This window comes from Paenibacillus favisporus, assembly GCF_040545415.1.
GTDB lineage: Bacteria > Bacillota > Bacilli > Paenibacillales > Paenibacillaceae > Paenibacillus_AQ > Paenibacillus_AQ favisporus.
The window spans coordinates 363,945-386,932 of record NZ_JBEPLV010000005.1 but is presented as its reverse complement, the minus strand read 5'-3'; the positions used below and the strand labels follow the sequence as shown (position 1 = coordinate 386,932).

The following is a 22,988-nucleotide window of genomic DNA, read 5'->3' as shown; positions in this document are numbered from 1 at the left end:
TCCTTTATTGCGATTTCACATTCAAAAAGGAACGAATTTGTCGAGATAATGTCCCGCCAGCACCGATCCGTACACGACGTGGCCAAACTGCAGGCAGTAGGCCCATATTCCGAACCCGCCTGCGAGCAGAATATAGGCCATCCAGCGGTTAATCCCCGGAATGTCGCGCATGACCTTCCGATCAATCAGGATTACCAATATAGCGGCCAAGATATACAGCCCCAGAAGCTTAATCATTCCTGATTTCCTTTCTGCCGAAGGGCTTGCCGACGGCTCCGATATTCTCGATATGAAGCTCAGGTTTTACGATAACCCTGACCTCGGGATATACTTTCTTCCAATTGCCCTTAAATCTCTGCCATGCCTTCGGGTCGTGCTCGTAGATCGTCCTGCCGAATCCCAGAATATCCGAATTGTATTTATGCTGCAGAGAACGCATGGCGAGCTGCACTTTATCGACAATCTCCTCGCTGGCCCGGCGCTCCAGGTCCCGGAGGCTATGCTCATCGCTGATAATGCTGTTTGAGTCATTTTCGTACACGGCGCCCTTGGCGTAAATTTCGATGGTCATCGTGATATCGTTGCCGCGGACAACCGGTTTCAGCTTGGCCTCATTTTCGCTGAAGCGAATGGAAATGTGGCCCTTGCCTCCGGGCCCGTCGACGATAATGTCCGGGGAGGGAGCCTGATTCATGGCCAGGTTAATGATTTTGCCCTCCTGTCCTTCCAGGGCTCCCACGAACTTGTCTTCATCAAAAAGGGCCAGGCCCGTAACCTGGATATTATTTTTGGACGTTCCCACGCCCGGCGGCACTGCCTCTTGAATAGACAGGAACGGAAGTGCCACGTCCACGCCATCGGTCATAAGTGTGTTAACCAGCTGTTTCAGCGAATCGGGCCTTTTCGTGAATTCGTTGATCAGCTCCCGGATCATCTCGCTGGAGAATTGCTCCATCGGCGCATCGGCGTCCAAAATTTTGTACGCTGCTCCGCTTGTCACCGCCACCAGCGATGACAGGCGATTCTGAGGAATCCGGGCAAATTGGTCCAGCATTGGTGCAATGCCGTCCCTGGCGAATTCCTCGCCGATAAGCAGCACGCGCCGGTGGGAGAAGGAAAGGTTCCGGGAGTTGCCGGCCTGGATTTCCATATTGGCGCTGCGCAGCGTAATGCCCGTTTTCGATTCCAGGTAGTAGGACTTTCCGCCGCTGGTGCCTCCGCCGCCGCCTTTGCTGCCTGCCCCGCCTAAATTCCCCGGCAGGGCGATCTGGAGGGCACTTCGGTACAGCCCGTTTTCCTTGTCGACGGAAGATCCGATGACGAAGGCAATGTCGTTGATTTCTTTACGGTCCCAGCAGCCGGCCAGCGCAAGCGGGCTCAGGAGCAGTAAACCGGCTACCGCCCATTTCTTGATCATGTCCATATCACCACACCTTGTTTGATTGCGGGGTACCGTTGATCTCCTTCTTCTCGCGCACCCGGTCTTTTTTCGATGCCCAGGATGGGCGCCGCTTCATCTTCCACCATGGGGCGCGAACGAACACGTCCTTGTTATCCTGGACATGGAAAGGGCTGATGCCGGACATATACGGCACGCCAAAGGAGGTCAATTGGGTCACGTGGACCAGAATCCAGACCGTGCCCAGCACGATGCCGAACAATCCGAGCACCCCGGCCAGAATCATCAGCGGAAACCGCAGCAGGCGGACCGTGATGGCCAGGTTGAAGCGCGGAATCGTAAAGGAGGCGATCCCCGTCATCGACACGATAATGACCATCGGGGCCGATACGATGCCGGCTTCGACCGCAGCCTGACCGATAACGAGTGCCCCCAGGATGCTGACTGCCTGGCCGACGGTTTTCGGGAGCCTTACGCCTGCCTCGCGCAAGGCCTCAAAGGAAATCTCCATAATGAGCGCCTCGACGACCGCAGGAAACGGAATTGCCTCCCGGGCAGCCGCGATGCTGAGCACCAGGGTCGAAGGAAGCATGTCCTGATGATAGGTCGTCGTAGCAATATACAATGCAGGTAGGAAGAGGGCGATAAACACGAATAAATACCGGATCCACCGGACGAAGTTCGTGATGAAGTACCGCTCGTAATAATCCTCGCTCGCCTGCATCAGTTGGAAAAAGGTCACCGGACCGATGAGAACGAACGGCGTACCGTCCGTGAATATGGCAAAACGTCCCTCCAGCAGCTGAGCCGCTGCAGTGTCGGGGCGCTCGGTGTACTGGAGCTGGGGAAAAGGCGAAAACGGATGATCCTCGATCATCTCCTCGATATACCCGGATTCCAGTATTCCGTCGATTTCAATGTCCTTGAGCCGCTTCTCGACGTCCCGGATCATCTTGGGATTCGCCAGTCCCTCGATGTACGAAATGACCACATCCGTTTTGGTCTCTGTCCCGAGAACGATACTCTTCATCTTCAGCCTCGGGGACTTAATTTTGAAACGAAGCAGCGCTGTATTGACGCGAAGCATCTCCGTAAATCCTTCGCGCGGCCCGCGGATGACCGCTTCGGTCTCCGGCTCGGATACGGTTCGGCGCAATCCGCCCTTCACATTGAACAGGTGGGCTTCCGAATACCCGTCTACCAGGACGACCGCGCTGGAATTCATCAGCCCCTCGATGACATCCCCCCACATGGTGGCGCTGTTGACCTGGGACAGGGATACGCGCGTATTTTCCAATGGTTCCAGATCAGGGTCTTGCTCCTTGCTCTCGTCCCCCTCATTCTTCAGGCGCACCAATCCCTGGATAATGGGCTGAATCATATGGATCTGAAGCTCTTCGGAGAACACGATCCCTTCCACGTATACGAGCAGGCCCTCAACGCCCGGGGCAACCTCCATGCTCCGGTAGACCATGTCCGAGCAGTCATCGAAGATATCCTTCAGCATCTCCGTATTGACTTTCAGATCCTTCTGGATCGGCACCTTATCCAACGAAGGAGACGGCAGACCCAGTGCCCTTCCTGTTGGAAGGGCCATACGCGGCTTATCCGGTGTTGCATCGCCTTTTTTCATCTCCACTAGTCACCTCGATTTCCGCTCCTTGCCAGCAAGAAGGAATTTAACCGTAGGTTGTGCCAGAAATGGATAAATTATGTGGATGGCTCGGGGAATGTACAAAAAAGGCGCCACCCGCTTGCAGCTTCGGGTGGCGCCTGCCTATTAGATTTTAAATTGTGCGACCTGCTCGAGCAGCTGCTCAGCCAGCTTGTTCAGACTGGCCGCCGAAGAGGCAATCTCCTCAATGGAGGCAAGCTGTTCCTGGGCGGAAGCCGATACGGCCTGTGTGTTGCCTGCAGCTGCTTCCGAATACCCCTGAATGAGCCGAATCGACTGTTCGACGCTTTCGCCGCTCTGCGCAAGCGAGCGCGAAGCCTCGGCGGCCGAGGCGATGTCCGCGCTGGCTCCTTTGACGGCCTTGCGGATCCGCGTGAACGACCGTCCTGTCAAATCCACCGCTTCGATGCCCTCGGACACCCTCGTCTTCGCATCGTTCATGGCGGACAGAATCCGTGTCATCTCACCCTTCATGCCGCTGACGAGCGTCTCGATCCGCTGGGCCGATTGCTCCGACTGCTCCGACAGCTTCCGCACCTCGATGGCGACGACCGCGAAGCCCCGTCCATGCTCTCCGGCCCTGGCCGCCTCGATCGACGCGTTCAGCGCCAAGAGGTGGGTCTGCTGGGCAATGCCTGTGATCAAATTGACGATTTCGCCGATTTGGGAAGTACGCTCGTTCATCGTATCCACGATGCCGTCGAGGTCGCTGACCGTCTCGTGGATGCTCTGGATTTTGTCCGTGACGCTGATCACGGCCGCGTTGCCTTCTTCCGCCGACTGGGTCGTCCGCTGCATCGTCTGCATGACATCGTCCATGTTGGCCCGAATCCGCTCAGACTCCTTGGACATGACCTCCATGCTCACCATGCTCTGCTCCACACTGCGAAGCTGCTGCTCACTTCCGGCGGCGACCTCCTGGATAGCTTCGGTCACATGCTCGATCGCTTTGGTCGTCTGATCAGCGCCTGCAGCCAGCCCCTTGGCAGACGCGTTCACGTGATCCGTGATTTCCTGGACACTGACGATCATGGTGCGGAGATTGTCCACCATCGTCTGGAAGTGACGGCTGAGATTGCCGATCTCGTCCCTCTTCGCCGTGTCCAGATCCTCCCGCAAATCCCCCTTGCTGATGCGCTCGGTCGCCAAGGTGAGCGCAGAAATCGGCTTAATGATCGAGCGGATATTGAACAGGATGATGGCCAGGGCGGCCAGAATGGATATCGAAATGACCAGGATCACCGTGTTGCGGATACCGCTGACGGCACCGGCCACCTCTTTGTCGTACATCGTTCCGGCTATTTTCCACCCGGTGAGCTCGTTCGTCGTGAAGGACGCCCGCTTCTTCTCATTTTCGTATGTATAGCTGAATGTTCCTTCTTGGCCGGCAAACAGATGCTTGGTCACCACTTCTTCCGCGGGTTCCCCCGTCTTGTCCGGATGCACCACATAGTTTTTTGCCGTATCGACGATCACGATGTATCCGTCCTTGCCCAGCTTCATTTGGGTCAGGCTGCGAATCGTATCCAGATTGAGCTCGATCGACATGACGCCTTTGCCTGATGGGAGCATCTGGGCGATGGAAGCGGACATTTGGCCGTTGGCCGCTTTAAACACCGGCGAGATGGTCGCGCCCTTCCCCTGCTTGATCGCCCGGATATACCAGTCCTGCTTGCGGACGTCGTACCGTTCCGGCAGCGGGTCCTCGGAGGCCCGGACGAAATCGCCGCTATCTGTGCCCAGCAATATATCCTTGACCTCCTTATGCATGGTAAGATACTGCCTCAGTTGAGCTTTGAGCTCGCCTCCCTTGCCGGTGGGATCGCTTTCAGCACTGGCTACATAAGGCTGCTGAATCAGGTAAGCGAGATCATCCACCTTGGCCTGGATGTTCTGCGTGATGATCCGGTCAGCGGATTGGCTGCTCTCCAGGGCGTTGCTCATCAGCGTTCCCTCAATTTTCCCCTTGGCCGACTGGTAAGACAGCATTCCGATCATGACGCTGGGAATGATCAGTACGACGAGATACGATACCAGCAACTTTCGTTTAATGGACAGCGACATTCGTTTCACTAGCAGTTTCCTTTCTACTGGGTAATCTGTATCTCCCACCCTCAAACTTGTTACTTGAGTCACGGTCTATATGAGCATATTATCATAGATTGTTCTCGCTCATCCCCATAACATTTCTACATATATCCATTTTCTTTAATAATTTTGAACTTATCAATAGGTAATAAGAACTAGTAAAGGCATTTCCCAGGCGTCATTCATCCGATAGAGTCAAGGGCATTTTCTCCGAGGGATACGGCGTTTTGCACAAAAAAACAGCCTGGTGCTATGCACCCAGACTGCTTGCCGACTCGCTGCTGATTATTGACTCCCGGTAAATAAAGTCATCGCTGTTTGCCTCTGAAGGCAGACTATCGTTTTAACGCGTTCGTAATCCGTTCCTGCAGCGCCACGAGCTCTTCCCGAACGCGGGCGATCTCCTGGATTTTGACGTCCAGCAGGCCGATCTGCTTGGTAACCGCTTCCCCCATCTGCTCGAGCTCAGCCGTGCGCTGGTCGTCGTCGGACGAGGACGAAAACTTGCTGCGGTGGAGCTCCACCTGCTCATGAATCTGCAAATACTCTTGAATCTCCTGCAGAGAGAAGCCGAGCACCTTGCGGGCCAACACGATATTTTTCAAATGCTGCACGTCTTCTTCCGTATATAAACGCATGCCTCCGTCCGAACGCTCGGGTGATTTGATCAGGCCGATTTCCTCATAGTAGCGGATCGTGCGCTTGGTCAGGCCGGTTTCCTTCGCCACATCGTCAATTTTAAGCCAGTCCATTCCGTTCCTCCCATTCAAGGTTCTCCCCCAAGTATATCGTTCTCCCCGGCGGAATGCCAATGCGCGGAGAGCGGCAGGCGGGGGACTCAAGGCAAATGAGAAAACAATCGAAACGCCGTCAGGCGCTCATGAATAGGGGGCAGAAAAGCACTAAACGCTGTCCTTCGGTTTTTCTCCGATCAAACCAAGCAAAAACATTTGGGAATAAGCAAACCCGCCATGAAGCTTCTGAACAATCGCGGGAACGGTCAGATCATGTTCCAGATACATCGAGAGGATTCGGTGCGTGAATTGTTTTTGATCCGTTAGAGAGAACTCCTGAAGCTGCTTTACAAAGTCCTTATCGATCTGCTCCCTCCCTCCTAGCTCCTGCTGCAGCCGGTAACCCGCCACATACAAATCAGCCGCCGTTTCTTCGTCGGTTTTGCGGTGCTCGGCGACATAATCGGCAATCCAGTCCCTGACCAGGGTGGAAGTATCCTTATGATTATCCTTTGCCGCCTGTTGAAAGCTTTCTTTCAGCTCTTTCGGGAGACGGATATGCAAGCTTGAATCCATTGGTCGTTCCTCCTATTTTGGCATCCATATACGTACGATTATACACAATGTGTACACATTGTCAACACAAATAACAAAAGCAAGGCAGCCAACCCTAAGATTGACTGCCTTGTCCAGCTGCATCGTAATTTAAGCCTGCTGCGCTTTGCGCTGTTCCAGCTCCTGAATGATTTCGGCGTATTTGCGATCCGTCAAATTATAGAAGAAGATCAGGACCATCGCGCCCAGCGTCAGAATGGCCGGAGCCAGCGTGAGCGAAAAAGCGATACCGTGCAGCGCGGTAACCGTCTGTGCCTGGTTAGCCACATACCCGGTCAGCGTAAGCAGAATACCAGAGAGCGAGCCGGCAAGCGCCGTCGCGACCTTCTGGGCGAAACTGAAGGAAGCGTAGCTGATACCTTCGGCCCGGACCCCGGTTTTCCATTCGCCGTAGTCAACCGAGTCCGCCGCCATCGTCCAGCCGACGACCCACGGCACGGTGAGGGTCAAGCCGATCAAAGCCGAGAAGATAAAGATCAGCGTAATGCTGCTGTAGCTCGTAAAGTACAGACACACGCTGCCGACGATCGTGATCAGAAAGGCGAGCTGAAGCGTGTTTTTCTTGCCGATTCTCTTTTCCACAAATGGAACGCAGGCCATGCCGATCATGCCCATCAGGAGGACCACCGGGATGTAATACGCCGCCAGGTCTTCCCGGCCTACATTATATTTGAAATAATACGCCGGAATGGCGAAGAAAATCGTATTGGCCCCGCCGCTCAGCATCATGGCAAAGGACGAGAGCAGGAGCGGTCTGTTTTTCGCTAACGTTTTCAAACCGCCCGTGGTGCTGACTTCCTTCTGGATCGGAATCCGCTCCTGCGTGCTCTTGAAGCAGCCCAGCAGCAGCACGATCGCTACGATGGCGTACAGCCCCACCGTGTATTGATAGCCTTTGGCAGTGTTGTCGCCGCCGAACCAGCTGGCCAGCGGGCTGGTGGCATACGATACGATGAGCGTCGCAACATTGGCGAAGATCATGCGGTATGTCATCAGCTTCGTGCGGTCTCTCTGATCCTGTGTAATGACAGGCGACATGGCCGAATAAGGAATGTTGACCAGAGAATACAGAAATCCGAGCAAAATATAAGTCACGTACGCATAAACCAGTTTACCGGTGTTCCCCATATCCGGCGTCGAGAAGCATAATACGAACATAACCGACAGCGGAATGCTGCCGAACAATAAATAAGGTCTGAAGCGTCCCCATCTTGAATTCGTTTTATCGACGATCATCCCGATGATCGGGTCAAAAATGGCATCCAAGAACCGGGCGACCAGAAACAGCGATGCGACGGCCGCCGGGCTGATGCCGTAGACGTCCGTGTAGAAGAACATCAGGTAGACCGACGTCATGCCCCACACGAAGTTGTTGGCCGCGTCGCCCAGCCCGTATCCCATCATTCTGAATGAGCTGAGCTTGCCGTACACTGATGCCGCTGATGTTTTAGCTCCCATGTGATTGCCCCACTTTCAAAAATTCTTCATTCAGGATGTTTAGGTGAGCTCCTGATATATTCAATTATAGGAAACGCTTGATATCGCTTTCATCGCGTTTTTTGCTCAGAACCTTCACGTTTTTTGTTGAACCGGTCCGGCTGCATCCGGGTCCCGGCGGCAGTTAGGGAAATCATGATGCCCGAAAAGCGCAAAAAAGGTACAGCCGTTCCAAAGAACAGCCGTACCTTATAGAGTGAACGTTATGGGCTGTGCTTAAACCTTCGTCTGGTGAACCGAAGCAAGCAGCTCGTCGACCATCGATTCAGGCGAGCGCTCAATCAGCAATTCCTGACCGTACAGCTGGATCAGCTTGATGAACGGAAAGTCACCAAGAAACTCAAGCGACTGTTCGCTTAGCGAAATTGGATCGGAAATTTGCCCGTTCATACGCTCCATGAACCGCTCCAGCACTTCCCGGGACCGGGGCTCCGCCATCCAGTCGCGAATGAGGCTGTACTGGTGCAGACTTGGACTCCGCTGCGCCTCAAAAGCCATGTCTATCCGTACCGTCGCACGGATATCCGCAGAGGAGCTGCCGGCCATGAGCGTGAACCAGCCGCTTTCCGCCACCCATTGCCCCCGCTTGGGATCATAGTAAGAGAAATCCCGCGGGGTCAGCGTAAAGACGGCAGTCTTCGTTTCCCCGGGCTCCAGCTGCAATTTGCAGAAGCCCTTCAGCTCCTTGACCGGCCGGATCAGGCGGCTCTCTTCGTCCTGAACATAGAGCTGGACGACCTCCTGACCCGCGCGTTCCCCCGCGTTACGGATATCCACTTCGACCGTCGTCACCCCGCTGGCAGTGCGGGTGCGCAGGCTGCCGTACTCAAACGACGTGTAGGACAAGCCGTGTCCGAACGGGAACAGCGGCTCAAGCTCCTTTTTGTCGTAATAGCGGTAACCGGTAAAAATCCCTTCGCTGTACACCGCCTGCTGGTTGCCGTCGCCGAATGTAAGGTAGGACGGCGTGTCTGACAGCTTCACCGGGAACGTCTCGGACAGCTTGCCGGAAGGGTTCACCCGCCCAAACAGGATGTCCGCCACGGCCCGGCCGCTGCCCTGTCCGGACAGCCACATCTCCAGCACGGCCGGCACGCCGCCGATCCATTCCTGCATCGCCACCGCCGTACCGTTGCACAGGACGACGATGCAGTTCGGCTGAGCCGCGGCAACTTCCTGGATCAGCTTCACCTGGGCCGGCGGCAGGTCGATCGTTTTGCTGTCGTAACCTTCGGATTCCGTGCCTTCAGGCTGGCCGACGAAAAGGACAGCCGCTTCTGCCTGGCTGGCCAGCCGCACGCTCTCTTCGATCAGAGCGTCGTCCGGCTCGTTGTCGTTGCGGTACCCTTCCGCGTACGCCAGATGGTCCTCCCCGCCAACCATCGCCGCGATTTCATCGTACGGGATGTCCAGGCGGGTCGGCGTAACCCGTGCGCTGCCGCCGCCCTGGTAGCGCGGCTTCTTGGCCTTCTGGCCAATGACGGCCAGCCGGCGGAGCTTCCCGGCCGCAAGCGGCAGGATGCCGTTCTCGTTCTTCAGCAGAACAATGCTCTCCGCTGCGGCCCGGCGCGCCAGCTCATGGTGCGCGTCCACGTCCCAAGGCTGCCGCACTTCCTTGCTGCCGGCTGCGGCGGTGACCTTGGCGACCAGCTCCAGCATGCGCCGCACGGACGCATCCAGCACGCTCTCGTCCAGCTCGCCGCTCTGCACGGCGGAAACCAGCTTCACGGCGTTGTATTTCGCCGGTCCCGGCATTTCCAGGTCAAGCCCGGCCCGCAGGCTCTTCAGTCGGTCGTGGACGGCCGTCCAGTCCGACATGACGACCCCGTCATAGCCCCATTCTTCGCGCAGCACCTGGCGCAGCAGAAAATCATGCTCGCTGGTATAGGTTCCATTCAGCAGGTTGTACGAGGTCATCACCGTCCAAGGATTCGCCTTCTTGACGATGATTTCAAACGCGGTCAAGTAGATTTCCCGCAGAGTGCGTTCATCCACAACGGAATTCGAAACCATCTTCTCGGTCTCCTGATTGTTGCCGGCAAAATGCTTGACCGATGCGCCGACGCCCATGCGCTGCAGCCCGTTCACCATGGCCGCGCCCAGCTCCCCGGTCAGCACCGGATCTTCAGAATAATACTCGAAGTTCCGTCCGCCAAGCGGAGAGCGCTTCATATTGACACCGGGTCCAAGCAGAATCTGCGTATCCAGCGCCAGACTTTCCCGGCCGAGGGCTTCGCCCACTTCCTCAATGAGCTCTGTGTTCCAGGTGGACCCCAGCGCCACGCCAGTCGGATAGCAGGTCGCCGGCATATTTTCCGAAAACAATCCCATTTCCTGCGTGCTTCCGGGCTTGCGGACGCCGTTGGTACCGTCAAACATCGTAATGGACGGAACGCCCGCCCGTTCAATCTCTTGCGTTTTCCACATGTCGGCTCCCGCGACGAGCGCCGCTTTCTCTTCCAGGGTCAGCGATTTCAGCAGCTTATCTATGGATGTATTCATGATGACTCATTCCTTTAATCATGGATTGTACATAGACTGAACTAAAGTTTTGCATGAAACTTCCTGTTATATTACGGTCCAACCGGGCCTATAACATCCATTTCTTTAGTTCATTCCATGTAGACGTTTGCAGAATCAACAAATGACTGCTTGTTCTCATTCTAACCCTGAAGCAAAAGCCCGTTCTTGTTCTCTTTTGCCTAAAAGCACCCCTTTTTTTGCGGTCATCCCCGGCTGCTGCAGGCATCTCGCAAACAGCCCCGAATTTCCGTCCGCGGAACGGGAAATTTCGGAGCCGTGTTCAATACTGTTTATGGAGTGTGATCAGCTGCACGCCGTGCGGCGGTACGGTGACCCGAACGGTATAGGAAGAAGTGTCCCGGATTTGGGAGACCTTCAAGTCGGGCCCGCTTTGGCGGCGCAGATAGGCGACCTCATCCTTACTGGGAAAGTCCGGCGCTCCCATCGCCTGCCATGCGTCAAACACCGATCCGTGCTCCCGGTCCAGGGTGTAGTGCGACACCTTGTAATCCCCCTGCAAACCGCGAATGTCGAGGCTGACGTCCAGCGCCTCCTTGCTTTCAAACACGTTGTACCGGTTTTGCTCGCTGATGCCCGACCATTCGCCTTTGGCGTACAAGCTGTCCACATGTGTATAGTTGTACAGCAGCACCTGGATGTCTCCGTTCTCCTCGGTCGCAATATAATACGGTCCTCTGGCCAAGATCCGGCGGCCGAGCTTGTTCAGCAGCGCAAAAGCGTAATAGGAGGGCTTCTTGAGCCCGTGCATGCTGATAAGCCCGAATCCGCCGTGAAACGGGCTGTCTCCCGCCCGCATCTCCTCAAAAATGTCGGTGAACGTCCAAAACCCGAGCGACTGCAGCAGGCCGATGGAATCGATCGCGTTTTTGATAATAAACGGCGCCATGAACATCGTGTCATGCAGCAGATTGTGCGGATACAAGGAAAAGTTCCATTCCGTCAGATGCAGCTCCAATGCCTCCGCCGGAGAATCGGCGATCCGTTCGCGGACCTTGTGGATCGTATCCACAAAAAATTCCGGCGGCTGTGTATGGGATAGACCACCGGAGTGCTCGTCCCCGGGCCAATATTCCGAATAGCTGTGGAAGGAAAAGAAATCGATATCCACCCGGTGCTCGTGGCAGTACTGCAGGAAGGTCTGAATCCAGTCCGTCTCCCACACGGTAATATAATTCAGCGCCGGCCCGCCGACCCGGAGATCCGGGGAGACCGACTTGATCGCCAGCGCGGTGGCGGCGTAAAATTCGAAATATTCCTCTTTCGTCCCCGACCAGCAGATCTCGATGGCATCCGGCTCGTTCCACACTTCAAAGTACCACTGCCGCACCTCTTCCATGCCGTAGCGGTTGACCAGATGCCGGACAAACTGGCGGATGAGCTCCGACCACTTGGCCATATCCTTCGGCGGCGATATGTTCCCTTTCCACCAAAAGAGGGTCTCATCCGAACGCTTCAGCTTGCCGGGCATAAACCCGAGCCCAACGAAGGGACGTATCCCTTGACCCAGCAAAAAATCGTACAGCTCATCGGCATAACTCCAATTGTACCGCGGAGTCCCGTCCTCGGATTCGTCGTAAATCATCATCTCGTCATTGAAAATGCCGTGGAACCGGATATGTTGAAACGGCTGCTCCGCCTGGATTTCCGCCAGCTGCTTCCGCCAGTCCTCGCGCAGCCCTTCGGCGGCCCTTCCTGCCGTAAGCAGCCGGTTCCAGTGAGGCTCGTACGATTCCCCGGGAGCGGCCGCATCCAGAACGAGGCTTTCCTCAACGCTCCGGGCAGGGGCGGGCGGCACGGACGGCGCTGCGGCTTCAACCTGCGGCAGATGCCGGTACAGGCCCTCCAGCACTTTTACCGTATCGACCTTGATGTAGGAGCCGCTCTCCGATGTATCTCTCGTAAAAGGAAGATGCTTGTCATCCGCTCCTCCGCTCTGCCGCTCATGCTTCTGCCGGTACTCGGAAGGCGTCACGCCCATTTTTTCCTTAAAGCTCTTGTTAAACAGCTTCACATTGGCGAACCCGCAGTCCGCGGCGATGTCGATAATGTTGCTCGTCGTCTCCCTCAGCATCGTCTCCGCTTTTTCCAAACGGATGAGGGTCAAATATTTCTGAAAGGAGATGCCGATCTTGCTTTTGAAAAAGTGGGAAAAATAATAGAAGCTCAAATGCTCCTGTTCGGCCATCTGGTTCAGGTTAATTTTGTACATATAGTTCTCGTCCACGTATTGAATGATCCGGCGAAGGCGCTCGAGATCCACGTCGCTCGCATTCGCGCTGTCGTCCAGCCGCTCCGCGGTAGCGAAATATCGAACCAGCTGGCCCAGCAGGAGATGCAGATGCCCCATCACTTTGTCGCCGTATCCGTCCTCCCGCTTGTTCAGCTCCCACATCATTTGGGCAAGGCCGGAGCGGATGGGCGCAAAGCGGGCTTCGTCCGCACCCCGGGCGTTCACGGAGCTGCAGTCGATCCGGTTTTTGGACTGCTGCGGCTGGGCCTGAACCGTGCCGGGATCGACCTGCAGGGTAAGCAGGACGTTGGCCTCGCCGGTCTTGTCGATTTTGTGCACGTCCATGCTGTTGATGACCAGCAGGTCCTCTTCCCGCAGAATCAGCCGCTCCTGGGCGACATGGATTTCCACCGAGCCTTTGAGGACGTAAATCAGCTCCAGCTCTTTATGCCAATGAAACGGAATATGGTCAATGCTGTTGATGAACAGCGTAAAAGGCATATGCTCATGGTGTTCGATAAACTCGTATCTGTGTTTCAATCCGATTTCCTCCACTTGGCTTTCTTGCCGCAACAGATTCAACGTAGAACTACTTTACAAGCTGCCCCGCCCGATGTAAAGCCGTGCCGCCGGCGGAAAGTCCCTGGCGTATCTAGAGCATGCCCGATATCCGGTGGGCATAGACGAGCGATGCACCCCTGGCCTGGAGAAAAAAAAACCGCCCCGAGCACGGTATCGGGATACCCGCTGCAGGACGGCCTTCGCCATGCCTTATTCGATCATTAGGAGTTCAAAATTTGTTCGATCCGTTCAAGCACGTCCGCCGAAAGCTCAATGCCCGAGGCCTTCACGTTCTCGGTGACCTGCTCCGGACGGCTCGCCCCCACCAGCGCGCTTGCCACATTCGGCTGCCGCAGAATCCAGGCCAGGGCCAGCTGGCCTACCTTGGTGTCCAGCTCGGCGGCGACCTTCTCCAACTGGCGCACCTTCGCGATCTTCTCTTCGCTGATGCGGTCTTCCTTCCAGCCGAGCTTGGCGGCGCGGCTGCCTTCCGGAGCCTGGCCGGGCGCCGTGTATTTGCCTGTCAGCAAGCCTTGCGCCAGCGGCGAGTAAACGACCTGGCCGATACCCTTCGCTTCGCCGAGCGGAATAACCTCGTGCTCGATCTCCCGCTGAAACATATTGTATACCGGCTGGTTTACGACGATGCGGTCCAGCAGGTAGCGGTCAGCCGTGCCGAGCGCGGCCTCCATCTGCGCCGCGGTCCACATGCTGACGCCGACGTACAGCACCTTGCCCTTGCGAACCAGGTCATCCAACGCCCGCAGCGTTTCGTCGATCGGCGTATCGGCATCATACCGGTGACAGTAGTACAGGTCCACATAGTCGTGGCCCAGCCGCTTCAGGCTGGCGTCGCACTGCTCCATAATGTGCTTCCGCGACAGTCCCTGGTCGTTGGGCCCGTCCCCCATTTTTCCGAACACCTTGGTTGCCAGCACGTAAGACTCCCGCGGGTACGCCTTCAGCGTCTGCCCCAACAGTTCCTCGGCCGCACCCCGCTCGTACACATTGGCCGTGTCAAAGAAATTTACGCCCTCGTCATAGGCCGTCCGGATCGCCTGAACTGCATTTTCGCGCTCCACGTATCCGCCGTAAGTCAGCCAGCTGCCCAGGCTGATTTCACTCACTTTCAGTCCGCTTCTTCCCAGTCTCCGGTATTTCATCGTTGCTCAGCGCCTCCTTGTTCATATCGGGATTCCCCAATTGGCCGCCCTAAGGCCGGTTTTCCGCCCGCCCGCAGGACGATTTAGGCTTTCCCTACTATTGTAAACAACCCCCGCAGGGAAGAAAAGCCGCCGCCCGGGCAAGCTCCGTTTCTTTTTGGCGAAAAGTGGTAATAAATGAAATGAAAATACTTAGGAGGCTACGATGCTATGCAACCATCTGAACCGATATCCAATGAGCTGCCGCAGTACCCTGAATCTTTATGGAGAGCGACAACGGACCTCCCTTCCTTTCCGCGTCTGGCGGAAGACATCAAGGTGGACGTTGCTATCGTAGGCGCGGGAATTGCGGGAATTACGACCGGGTACCTGCTTGCCCGGGAAGGGCTGAAGGTCGCCCTGGTCGAAGCGGGGAAAGTACTGAACGGCACCACCGCACATACGACCGCCAAAATTACAGCCCAGCACGGCATGCTGTACGATGAACTGCTGAGCCATTTTGGGCAGGAACGGGCATCAATGTATTATCACGCCAACCGGGATGCGCTGCAATTCATCCGGGATACGGCGTCCAAGCTGAATATCGACTGCGGTCTCCATGAGGAAGACGCCTATGTATATATGGAGAAGGATAAGGATCTCAATAAGCTGGAGAAGGAATTTGAAGCTTATGAGAAGCTGGGCATCCCCGGCGAATGGGTAAGCAAGCTGCCGATTCCTCAGTTCGCATCGGGTGCCATCAAGCTGCCGGGACAAGCCCGGTTCCATCCGCTGCATTATTTGCGGCGTCTGTTGGAGGAGTTCGTGAAGGCTGGCGGACAAGTATATGAGAATACGACGGTCCATAAGGTGGACAAGGAGGGGCCGTTAACGGTCGTCACCTACCGCGGAAGCCACAAGATTCAATGCAGCCATGTTGTCGCTGCTACCCACTTCCCGTTCCTCGATGAAGGCGGCTTTTATTTCGCGCGGCTGCATGCCGACCGCTCGTATGCGCTGGCTATGAAGCCGGAAACGGCGTTTGCCGGCGGCATGTATATCAGTGCGGACAAGCCGACGCGCTCGCTGCGGGCCGCCTCCTGGAACGGCGAAGAGGTGGTCATCGTCGGCGGCGAAGGGCATAAAACCGGGCAGCATATGTGCACCTTCTCCTACTATGAGGCGCTCGAAGCCTATGGGGGCAAACTGCTGGGCAGCAAAGGCATTCCTTTCCGCTGGTCCACCCAGGATCTGGTCACCATCGACAAAGTGCCGTATATCGGACAAATTACGTCCAAGGACGAAGGGATCTACGTCGCAACCGGCTTCAACAAATGGGGCATGACCAGCGGTACCCTCGCCGGGCGGATGTTATCGGATCAAATTATCGGCAGGGACAATCCGTACAGCGAGCTGTACACGCCGTCCCGTTTCCTCGCCGACCCGTCGATTATGAACCTGGTGAAGGAAAATGCCGATGTGGCTGGAGAGCTGATTTCCGGCAAAGTCGGCCTCGTCCACACCCGGATCGAAGACCTGAATCCTGACGAAGGCGCCGTGGTCCGCCATAACGGTAAAAAAGCCGGTGCTTATAAAGACCCGGAGGGCAATCTTCATCTGGTGGATAACACGTGTACGCATATGGGCTGCGAAACCGAGTGGAACGCGGCGGAGCGGACCTGGGACTGCCCTTGCCACGGCTCCCGGTTTTCCTATGACGGGGTCGTGTTTGAAGGACCGGCTATCAAGCCGCTTGAGAAACTGGATGCACACGAGTAGACTGAATTAAGGAACGATACCACAATCGGAGGCGATTCCTTATGATAGTCATTACCAATACGATTTTGATCAAGGAAGGGCACGGACAAGCCGTGGCCGAGCGTTTTGCGAATGCGAAGGGCGTACAGGACATGCCGGGCTTTGTCCGGATGGAGGTATGGCTGGGCAAGAGCAAGGAGGCGGAAGCCGAGGAGCTGAAGGTGTCCACCGTCTGGGAGGACGAGGCGTCGTTTAAAAACTGGACGCAGAGCGAGTCCTTCCGCGCTTCCCACCGCGGGGCCGGAGGCAGCAAGGACGTCCTTCTGGGCTCTACGCTGAACCAGTATGAGCTCGTCGTCAGCCCTTTGAACGCAGCGGAATAAGCAGTCAATACTGTAGGGCAGGCGGATTTTGCCCGAGCAACCAGAAAAGGATAGGTTCGAGAGATCCAAAGGGTCTGCCGAGCCTATCCTTTATTATTTTATAAGATGCAGCTGATCTGCCTCTGACCCCGCGGCAGCCGATTCCGACTGACATCAGGCGATGCCCGCCTCGGCTCCCGCTTCCTCCACCTGAAGCCGGTACGCATACAGCGACTCGTCGATAATGGCGCTCATCATGGGCAGATCCGCTTCGGGAATCAGCTCCAGCGCATAGTTCCATGCGTTCTCTTCAATCTGCAGCGCCACGCGCATCCGCTGTTCCTCAGTAAGATTCATGTCTTCCAGCGATTCGGAGAGAGCAGGCAGCTCCAGATCCGCGGCATGCCCAAGCTCATGGGCCAGAACAATCGTAAAATACTCCTCCACCCGGTCCAATGATCCGAACATCTGCATGCATTGTTCCTCGATCACACCGGTATACATCGTGATCCGCTTGGAAACCATCCCGTACTTGCCGCCGATCAGGCGTCCATCCCGGGACCGTGTTCTCAGACGGACCTGAACCCCCAGTCCCGACCGTCCGACCAGCTCACGGATGATTTCGTTCAAATGTATGGTGTTCAACGCTCTATCTTTATCCCCTTTAATGTCAAATAACCTAATAAATCATTATACGACGCAGCAGGCGAAAAGCAACAAGCAATCAAGCACTTTTTTCGGGTCTGCAGGGTGTCGGAGTCGATATGCTAATGGTGAAAAGGGCATCCCGCTTGTTCCGGCGTAGCGTTTGACGCCTCTCTCTTAAAGAAGTTTGGCGTCTTGACCGTGTTGTCATACGAATGGTGAAAAATATGGGTCGTCGCCGGTGATAACGGCGGGATCAACCACGTCCAGTTCCCGGTGACCTCTCTGCCGCTCCTGGCTTCCCGCTCTTCAAACAGCCGGAACTGGGAAGCCGCCGTATGGTGATCCACCATGCTGACCCCCGCCTGCTTGTAGGAATGCAGCACGGCGACGTTCATCTCGACGAGTGCGCGGTCCCGCCAGAGCGAGGTTTCGCTCGCTGTGGACAAGCCCATCAGCTCCGCCACCCGCGGCAGCATGTTATACCGCTGTTCATCGGCGAAATTTCGCGCACCGACCTCGGTCACCATGTACCAACCGTTAAACGGAGCCGCCGTATAGCGGATGCCGCCGATCACGAGTTCCATATCGGAAATGATCGGCACGGCGTACCAGCGCAGGCCCAGCTCGGCGAAGGCGGGGATATCCGGATGCGTGATCGGCACTTCCATGACCAGCTCCGGCGGAATGGGAAATAGCTCAGGCCTGCCTTCCCCGCCTTGAATGACAAGCGGAAGGACGTCGAAGGGCGTCCCTTCTCCCGTCCAGCCCAGTTTCATGCACAGCCTCGTAAACAGGGCGGAAGCCGGATCACCGGTGGTCGTTCCGCCGTTCTCGTACCCCGCATAGCGGATCAGCTGGTGGTTCAGGATGCGGATATCGCTCATGCCGGGTACCGACGGCCTAAATACCGTGATCGTCGGCACGATTTTGCCGCCGCCCGTGCCGCGTTCGATATGACGCAGCAGCGCCTCGGCAATGTCGCCGGGCCGCTCAAGGCCCCGCTCATCGATGACCTGCATCGAGTCCCAGAACAGGCGGCCGATGCAGCGGTTGCTGTTGCGCCAGGCCATTTTTGCCCCGTGAACCAGTTCCTCGTACGTATGCTCATACGTTCCGGTCTCTTCAATGCTGGCCCTGATTTCCGCGAGCCTCCGGACGGTCTCGGCCTCCGTCTTGCCAAGCTCCTGGTAACACAATAATATATATTCTTCCGCATCTTTCTGCAGAACGTCATACACCTTCATGCCGCGTTCACCTCGTCGTTCGTAAAAAGGGTCTGTCTCTCCCTATTATAAGCCAGACGCCGAAGCCACAGCCGTGTAAGGCTTGAGCAAATGGTGAATCTTGCGGCAGGCTGGATGGGTCGGGTTGGGCGGCGGTCGAAAGATGTTCGGTGGGAGCACAAAGGAGGAGCCCCTGAAAAACAGGGACTCCTCCTTTGATGGATCAGGACGGCATGCCGGCCTTGGTGTTCTCGGCCTCCGTATGGGAAGACGGCCAGAAAGCAAAGCGGCCCAGCAGCGCCGTAATGGCCGGCACGAGAAACGGCCGGACGATGAAGGTGTCCAGCAGGACACCCGCGGCGGTAATGATGCCGAACTGGACCAGCACCTGGATCGGCAGCGAGGCGAGCACCGCGAAGGTCCCGGCCAGAATGAGGCCGGCGGAGGTGATGACCGAGCCCGTCTCGGACACGCCCTCCTGAATCGCCTGCTTTAACGGCATATGCTTCCGTTTTTTCCAAATGCTCGAGATCATGAAGATGTTGTAGTCCTCGCCCAGCGCCACCAGGAACACGAATGAATAGAGCGGAATCGCCCCTTGGATCGCGTCCGCGCCAAGCCCGTAATGGATGATGAGCCAGCCCAGCCCAAGCGCCGAGAAATAAGACAAAATAACAGTCAACATCAAATACACCGTTGCGGTGATCGACCGCAAATACACGAGCAGCAGCAGCGTAATCATCCCGATGACGACCGGAATAATGACCAACGTGTCGCGGTCGCCGGTCTCGCGGGTATCGTATTGCTCGGCGGTCTGGCCGCTGATCCACACTTTATCCGCCGGGGAACCCACCCCTGCCGCCTGAAGCGCCTGCTCTGCCGTGCTCCGCAGGTGGGGAATCTGGTCCATCGCTTCACTGGAATAAGGATTCATATCGAGCGTGACGTCATAGGCGATAATATTGGCATTTTGACTGCCCGGCTGCCCTTTTGACACCTCATCCACATAAGGCAGCTCCTTCAGCTTCTGCTCCAGGCCGTCCGGCTGCCCTTCCGTATCGACCATGATTTTCACCGGGGCCAGTTCCCCGGGGCTGAACTGCTTCCCGATCGTATCGAAGCCTTCACGCGAGGCCATATCTTTCGGAAAAGATGACATAATATCGTAGGTGAACTTCACCTGGCTGGATACGGAAGCGAGCGCGCCCAGCACGATCACCGTCACAATGACGATCATCCAAGGTCTGCGGACCACGAGCCGGCTGGCAAAGCCGGGACGCTTCGGCTTGCGGGCCGGTACCGGTTTGCCCTTCTTGCGGGCGCGTTCCTCTTCCATCTCCGGCGTGCGGGGAACGAACGGAAAGAACGACGTCCGCCCGAAAATCGCCAGCAGCGCCGGTACCAGCGTCAAGCTCGCGATCACCATCACAAGAATGGAGACGCTGAACGGAACCGCAAAACGGTGGTATGCCCCGTACTTCGCCAGCAGCAGGGCCAGCAGCGACAGGACCACCGTGAAGCCGCTCATGGCGATCGCGCCTGAGGATTCCGTCACGGCCCGCAGCAGCGACCGGGTCTTGCTCTCTTCTTCCTTCAGCAAATGGCGGAAGTGCGAGATCAGGAACAGACAGTAGTCCGTCCCGTCCCCGAACAGCAGCACCGTCATGATCGAGACGGCTTGGGAATCGACGGTGATCCAGCCCTTCTGGGCCATCAAGCCGAGTAGGGGGCTGACTGCGCCATACGCAAAGCCGACGGCGATCAGTGGAATCAGCGCCAAAATCGGCGAGCGGTAAATGAGCAGCAGGATGACCAGCACCAAAATGACGGTGGACATGAGCAGCTTGAAATCCGCGTTCTTGAAGAGGCCGGTCGCGTCGATCGAAATGCCGACCGGACCGGTGACGCGGACGCTGAGGTCCGAACCGGCGTTATGGCTTGCGGCGAAGGGATCCTGCTCAGTTTCATGCGTGATCCCGGACTTCAGCTGCTCCACCCCTTCTTTCAGCTGGTCGCTGTCTGCGCTTTTCTCGAACAGCACGGGGGTGACCAGCGTGCTCTGGTCCTCGGACAGCATCGCTTTCAGCGCAGCCGCCGGCATTTGGTAAAATGGCGGAACCGAATCCTGATAAGGAACCGGATTCGCGCTCCATTCGGCATACACCTTCTGTACATGCTTCAAATCGTCGTCTTTCAGCCCGCCTTTACGGTGCCAGACCAGCAGGGCGGGAACCCCTGCATCGCTGCTGAACTGCTCCTCCGCGATGCGTTCAGCATGAACCGAAGGCTTGGCGTCGTCCAGATTGGCCGCATTGTTCTGGACCTCGCTGTTGACCATCGGCCAGATGGCACTCAGCACGCCCACGATGATGACCCAAACGGCCAGCGTGATCCATTTGCTTCTTTTTCCGGCGACCCAGCGCCCGTATCCGGGATCCCCCATATTCTGCTCCTCCCCACCTGTTACAGGTGCCAAAATGGTATAGTATAAGTACATGTTAATCCGTTAAAGTGCGGCTTCCGCAGGCTCCGTGATACAATATGGGACAGAACGGACCGCCGCACTTTTCAGCCTTATCAGGCGGCATACAATCTCAGATTTCAATGAAAGGCACATCCGCTGTTGCCATGCCACATTAATTATATATACCGGAAGGTTAATTATCAATCAGGATTTAGAACAGGATCTTGGAGTTACTGGAGGACAACGATCAACTACTTAGATTATGGAGGACAACGATATGGAACAATCTCAGGGAAAACATCCGGTTAAACGCTCCCCGGGCCGGCCCAAACGCCGGCAGGAGGACACTCCCATGAACGAATTCATCCTGAAAACAGCTTCCGCCCTGTTCATGGAGTACGGCTATGAGCCGGTCTCGCTGCAGCAAATTGCCCAAGTATGCGGCGTAACCAAGGCCTCCATTTACTATCACTTTGAAAATAAAGCCCAGCTCTTCACGGCGGCCGTCACCGCCATGATGCAGAAGGCGCGCAATGCTTCCCTCCGGATTATGCAGCAGGACAAGCCGCTCTACGACCGGCTCGTGGAGCTGGCCGAGAACAAGCTTCGTTTCCCGCACGGAGACTTTGAAACGATCATGCGCGATGCCAGCGCCTCGCTGGCGCCCGAACAGCTGGAGGAAATCCGCGTCAGCGAGGACCAGATTCACGATGTGCTGACCGTCAGCTTCACCGAGGCGATCAAAAACGGGGAGGTGCGCTCCGCACACCCGCTCCTTATGGCGCACACGCTGGCATCCATGCTGATGATCGGCAACCGGGAGATTGCCAAAGAATTCGCCCCGTCCGCGGGCGAACTGGCCCAGGAGATCGTCAACATGTTCTGGAACGGGGTCGGCATGCAGGAAGCGTAGCGGTTAGGACTGGCTGAAGGCGGCCTCGATGGGTTGGTGGCATGCGGCTCGATTATGGCGTAGGTCAGCCGCCGCTATTGTTCCGAGGCTTTCCGGGCCGACTTGCCGCGGACAGGCTTCTTCTGTTCCTTCTCCTGCTTCTGCCGCAGCTTCCACTCGTCGAGCCAGGCCCATAAGTAGTAAGCGGCATAGCTCCGCCATGGCGACCAGCTGTGGCTGATTTCCAGCATGAGCGGGGAAGCCGGCTGGCTGTCAAAGCCCCACAGCACCTTCATCGCATTTTTCAGTCCGATGTCATCGGCCGGGAAGAAATCGGTTCGGCCTACGCTGAAGAGCAGGAAGCACTCGACCGTCCATTTGCCGACGCCGCGGATCGGGAGCAGCCGGTTGAAAATCTCTTCGTCCGCAAGGTCCGGCATGGCGTTAAGGTCGAGAGAGCCTTCCGCTACCTGCCGCGCCAGGCCAGTAATATACTCGGCTTTGCGGCGGCTGAACTGCAGCGGCAGCAGCTCGTCCGGTTCGAGCGCGGCCAGCGCTTCCGGCTTCGGGAAGCTGTAGAGCGTATGGTCCCCGATCGTCACGGGGGTGCCGTACTGCTCGGTGATCCGCGAGACGAGCGAAGCGGCAAAGCTCAGGTTCATCTGCTGACCGATAATTGTCCGCACCAGATTTTGAAACAAATTTGGCTCCAGCAGTATTTTCAGCCCGTGCAGCCCCGGAAGAATGGAGCCGATGACAGGCTCATCCTGAAGCTGCGCATAGAACGGCCTGAGGTCCACATGGTTGGACAGCATTTTGCCTACATACGCCCGGACGGCTTCGGTTTCCTTCGAATTGCACGCCTGCAGCAGCTCCACCTCCGCCGCCGGTCCCTGGCCGGTCTCCACCAAGGACACAGTGACCGGAATGTCGCGCCCTTCCGCCGGAATCACCTTCGTGAATACCGGGTATTCCGGATGAGCCAGCACGAGCCGAGGATTTTGCCCCCTGACCGCGACCATGGTTCGTTCGATGCTGAAGGGTGTAAGCAGCGGGATCGTTTCTTTCATGTTCCGTTCCTCCTGACTCCTGTAAAGTGATCAAGCATTCGCCGCAGGTTCGGTCTGCGTTTTTTATTCATGAATGAACTTCTAAG

Annotated in this window: 17 protein-coding genes; 3 read left to right on the top strand and 14 right to left on the bottom strand. The window is 56.6% G+C overall.

Annotation, left to right across the window (positions count from 1 at the left end):
- Positions 1-21: 21 nt before the first annotated feature.
- The 10 genes from ABID47_RS23070 to ABID47_RS23025 form a co-directional block, all read right to left on the bottom strand.
- Complete coding sequence (locus tag ABID47_RS23070; protein ID WP_116233435.1) at positions 22-237, bottom strand: hypothetical protein; 216 nt, start codon at positions 235-237, stop codon at positions 22-24.
- Positions 230-1,417 (bottom strand): Ger(x)C family spore germination protein, encoded by a 1,188-nt coding sequence (locus ABID47_RS23065; RefSeq protein WP_354500204.1) that lies wholly within the window; start codon positions 1,415-1,417, stop codon positions 230-232. The genes ABID47_RS23070 and ABID47_RS23065 overlap by 8 nt, the downstream gene beginning before the upstream one ends.
- Before the next feature lie 7 nt (positions 1,418-1,424).
- Positions 1,425-2,996 (bottom strand): spore germination protein, encoded by a 1,572-nt coding sequence (locus ABID47_RS23060; protein ID WP_116233562.1) that lies wholly within the window; start codon positions 2,994-2,996, stop codon positions 1,425-1,427.
- 183 nt (positions 2,997-3,179) lie between these two features.
- Entirely contained in the window at positions 3,180-5,138 is a 1,959-nt protein-coding gene (locus ABID47_RS23055; RefSeq protein WP_354500443.1) for a methyl-accepting chemotaxis protein, read from the bottom strand.
- Between the two features lie 359 nt (positions 5,139-5,497).
- Positions 5,498-5,914, bottom strand: a complete 417-nt coding sequence (locus tag ABID47_RS23050) for a MerR family transcriptional regulator (RefSeq protein WP_251678301.1) — start codon at positions 5,912-5,914, stop codon at positions 5,498-5,500.
- Positions 5,915-6,064: 150 nt separating this feature from the next.
- Positions 6,065-6,472, bottom strand: coding sequence for a ribbon-helix-helix protein, CopG family (locus tag ABID47_RS23045; RefSeq protein ID WP_076171863.1), 408 nt, complete (start codon positions 6,470-6,472; stop codon positions 6,065-6,067).
- A gap of 129 nt (positions 6,473-6,601) precedes the next feature.
- Positions 6,602-7,969, bottom strand: coding sequence for an MFS transporter (locus tag ABID47_RS23040; RefSeq protein WP_326103762.1), 1,368 nt, complete (start codon positions 7,967-7,969; stop codon positions 6,602-6,604).
- Between the two features lie 255 nt (positions 7,970-8,224).
- The gene (locus tag ABID47_RS23035; RefSeq protein WP_354500201.1) at positions 8,225-10,510 is read right to left on the bottom strand and encodes a beta-glucosidase family protein; all 2,286 of its coding nucleotides are present in this window, start codon (positions 10,508-10,510) and stop codon (positions 8,225-8,227) included.
- Positions 10,511-10,811: 301 nt separating this feature from the next.
- Entirely contained in the window at positions 10,812-13,322 is a 2,511-nt protein-coding gene (locus tag ABID47_RS23030; RefSeq protein WP_354500199.1) for a GH39 family glycosyl hydrolase, read from the bottom strand.
- 242 nt (positions 13,323-13,564) lie between these two features.
- Complete coding sequence (locus ABID47_RS23025) at positions 13,565-14,506, bottom strand: aldo/keto reductase family protein (protein WP_354500197.1); 942 nt, start codon at positions 14,504-14,506, stop codon at positions 13,565-13,567.
- Between the two features lie 210 nt (positions 14,507-14,716).
- Between ABID47_RS23025 and ABID47_RS23020 the strand changes: the two genes are divergently transcribed.
- Both ABID47_RS23020 and ABID47_RS23015 read left to right on the top strand, forming a co-directional pair.
- A complete protein-coding gene (locus ABID47_RS23020) occupies positions 14,717-16,264 on the top strand; it encodes an FAD-dependent oxidoreductase (protein WP_354500195.1) in 1,548 nt (515 codons plus the stop codon).
- A 41-nt stretch (positions 16,265-16,305) separates the two neighbouring features.
- A complete protein-coding gene (locus ABID47_RS23015; RefSeq protein WP_076171875.1) occupies positions 16,306-16,626 on the top strand; it encodes an antibiotic biosynthesis monooxygenase in 321 nt (106 codons plus the stop codon).
- A gap of 153 nt (positions 16,627-16,779) precedes the next feature.
- On the opposite strand, the gene ABID47_RS23010 is transcribed toward ABID47_RS23015, so the two are convergent.
- The 3 genes from ABID47_RS23010 to ABID47_RS23000 form a co-directional block, all read right to left on the bottom strand.
- Positions 16,780-17,250, bottom strand: a complete 471-nt coding sequence (locus ABID47_RS23010) for a hypothetical protein (RefSeq protein WP_200634185.1) — start codon at positions 17,248-17,250, stop codon at positions 16,780-16,782.
- A gap of 122 nt (positions 17,251-17,372) precedes the next feature.
- The gene (locus tag ABID47_RS23005) at positions 17,373-18,497 is read right to left on the bottom strand and encodes a nitric oxide synthase oxygenase (protein WP_354500192.1); all 1,125 of its coding nucleotides are present in this window, start codon (positions 18,495-18,497) and stop codon (positions 17,373-17,375) included.
- A gap of 202 nt (positions 18,498-18,699) precedes the next feature.
- Positions 18,700-20,919 carry an MMPL family transporter gene (locus ABID47_RS23000; RefSeq protein ID WP_354500190.1) on the bottom strand — a complete coding sequence of 740 codons (2,220 nt, stop codon included), beginning with the start codon at positions 20,917-20,919 and terminating at the stop codon, positions 18,700-18,702.
- Between the two features lie 373 nt (positions 20,920-21,292).
- Here ABID47_RS23000 and ABID47_RS22995 point away from each other — a divergent pair, with 373 nt between their 5' ends.
- On the top strand, positions 21,293-21,853 hold the full coding sequence (locus tag ABID47_RS22995) for a TetR/AcrR family transcriptional regulator (protein ID WP_354500188.1): 561 nt from the start codon (positions 21,293-21,295) through the stop codon (positions 21,851-21,853).
- A gap of 74 nt (positions 21,854-21,927) precedes the next feature.
- Here the strand turns inward: ABID47_RS22995 and ABID47_RS22990 are convergent, their stop codons facing one another.
- Positions 21,928-22,902, bottom strand: a complete 975-nt coding sequence (locus tag ABID47_RS22990) for a DNA-3-methyladenine glycosylase family protein (protein ID WP_354500186.1) — start codon at positions 22,900-22,902, stop codon at positions 21,928-21,930.
- Between the last annotated feature and the right edge of the window lie 86 nt (positions 22,903-22,988).

Bases quoted from the DNA above. Each gene is read 5' to 3' on its own strand.
- ABID47_RS23020 (WP_354500195.1), top strand. From the start codon at position 14,717: ATGCAACCATCTGAACCGATATCCAATGAGCTGCCGCAGTACCCTGAA.
- ABID47_RS23005 (WP_354500192.1), bottom strand. From the start codon at position 18,497: ATGAAGGTGTATGACGTTCTGCAGAAAGATGCGGAAGAATATATATTA.
- ABID47_RS23065 (WP_354500204.1), bottom strand. From the start codon at position 1,417: ATGATCAAGAAATGGGCGGTAGCCGGTTTACTGCTCCTGAGCCCGCTT.
- ABID47_RS22990 (WP_354500186.1), bottom strand. From the start codon at position 22,902: ATGAAAGAAACGATCCCGCTGCTTACACCCTTCAGCATCGAACGAACC.
- ABID47_RS23035 (WP_354500201.1), bottom strand. From the start codon at position 10,510: ATGAATACATCCATAGATAAGCTGCTGAAATCGCTGACCCTGGAAGAG.
- ABID47_RS23040 (WP_326103762.1), bottom strand. From the start codon at position 7,969: ATGGGAGCTAAAACATCAGCGGCATCAGTGTACGGCAAGCTCAGCTCA.
- ABID47_RS23055 (WP_354500443.1), bottom strand. From the start codon at position 5,138: ATGTCGCTGTCCATTAAACGAAAGTTGCTGGTATCGTATCTCGTCGTA.
- ABID47_RS23025 (WP_354500197.1), bottom strand. From the start codon at position 14,506: ATGAAATACCGGAGACTGGGAAGAAGCGGACTGAAAGTGAGTGAAATC.
- ABID47_RS23050 (WP_251678301.1), bottom strand. From the start codon at position 5,914: ATGGACTGGCTTAAAATTGACGATGTGGCGAAGGAAACCGGCCTGACC.
- ABID47_RS23070 (WP_116233435.1), bottom strand. From the start codon at position 237: ATGATTAAGCTTCTGGGGCTGTATATCTTGGCCGCTATATTGGTAATC.
- ABID47_RS23060 (WP_116233562.1), bottom strand. From the start codon at position 2,996: ATGGCCCTTCCAACAGGAAGGGCACTGGGTCTGCCGTCTCCTTCGTTG.
- ABID47_RS22995 (WP_354500188.1), top strand. From the start codon at position 21,293: ATGAACGAATTCATCCTGAAAACAGCTTCCGCCCTGTTCATGGAGTAC.
- ABID47_RS23015 (WP_076171875.1), top strand. From the start codon at position 16,306: ATGATAGTCATTACCAATACGATTTTGATCAAGGAAGGGCACGGACAA.
- ABID47_RS23000 (WP_354500190.1), bottom strand. From the start codon at position 20,919: ATGGGGGATCCCGGATACGGGCGCTGGGTCGCCGGAAAAAGAAGCAAA.
- ABID47_RS23045 (WP_076171863.1), bottom strand. From the start codon at position 6,472: ATGGATTCAAGCTTGCATATCCGTCTCCCGAAAGAGCTGAAAGAAAGC.